A 1280-nucleotide genomic window follows, 5' to 3' on the forward strand; every position below is an offset into this window, starting at 1 on the left:
ATCATTTCGCGCCACTGGGCAATCCAGCCCGGCAGGCGGCCGATGGCGAACAGCACGGTGAACATCTTCTCCGGGAAGCCCATGGCCTTGTAGATCAGGCCGGTGTAGAAGTCGACGTTCGGGTAGAGCTTGCGCTCGATAAAGTAATCGTCCGCCAAAGCCTTTTCTTCCAGGCGCATGGCGATGTCCAGCAGCTCATCATTGCCGCCAAGCTTGCCCAGGATCTCGTGCGCGGTGGCCTTGACCAGGCGGGCACGCGGATCGTAGTTCTTGTACACGCGGTGCCCGAAGCCCATCAGGCGCACGCCTTCTTCCTTGTTCTTAACCTTTTCCATGAACTGCTCCGGGGCCTGGCCGCTGGCCTGGATCTGGCGGAGCATGTTCAGCACAGCCTCGTTGGCGCCGCCGTGCAGCGGGCCGAACAGGGCGTTGATGCCTGCAGAGACGGAGGCGAACATGTTGGCGTTGGAGCTGCCGACCAGGCGCACCGTGGACGTGGAGCAGTTCTGCTCGTGGTCTGCGTGCAGGATCAGCAACAGGTCCAGCGCCTTGACCACGGTCGGGTCCAGCTCGAAGGGCTCGGCAGGCAGGCCGAAGCTCAGGCGGAGGAAGTTCTCCACCAGGTTCATGGAGTTGTCCGGATACAGCAGAGCCTGCCCGATGGACTTCTTGTGGGCGTAGGCGGCGATCACCGGGAGCTTAGCCATCAGGCGGATGGTGGAGAGCTCCACCTGCTTCTCATCGAACGGATCCAGCGAATCCTGGTAGAAGGTCGAGAGCGCACTCACCGCGGAGGAGAGCACCGGCATGGGGTGGGCGTCGCGCGGGAACCCGCCGAAGAAGCCCTTGAGCTCTTCGTGCAGCAGGGTGTGGCGGCGGATCTTGTGGTCGAAGTCTTCCAGCTCCGTGGGAGTCGGCAGTTCTCCGTAGATCAGCAGGTAGGACACTTCCAGGAAGCTTGAGTGCTCGGCCAACTGTTCGATCGGGTAGCCCCGGTAGCGGAGCACGCCGGCGTCGCCGTCAATGTAGGTGATGGCGGAGGTGGTAGCCGCCGTGTTCATGAAGCCCGGGTCGAAGGTGACCGCGCCGGTCTGCTTCAGCAGTTTGGAAACGTCATAACCGTCGTTGCCTTCGGCGGCTTTGAGCCGCGGAAGTTCGAGTTCGCCGCCATCGAAGTGCAGCTTGGCACCGGTCTGCTCAGTCATTGAGTCCCCTTCAGGAGGTTTAGAAGCTAACGGCACGCCGGGCGCTTGTGGCACTGAGCATGCACATACTCGGGT

1 protein-coding gene is annotated in these 1280 nt (G+C 62.3%); it reads right to left on the reverse strand.

Going from position 1 to position 1280, the window contains the following annotated elements; genetic code table 11:
• Nucleotides 1–1205 (reverse strand): citrate synthase (locus AC5RWT_RS37510; protein ID WP_494084639.1); only part of this gene is annotated, 1205 nt, incomplete at its 3' end.
• Between the last annotated feature and the right edge of the window lie 75 nt (nt 1206–1280).

This window comes from Arthrobacter sp. Dra40, assembly GCF_059091905.1.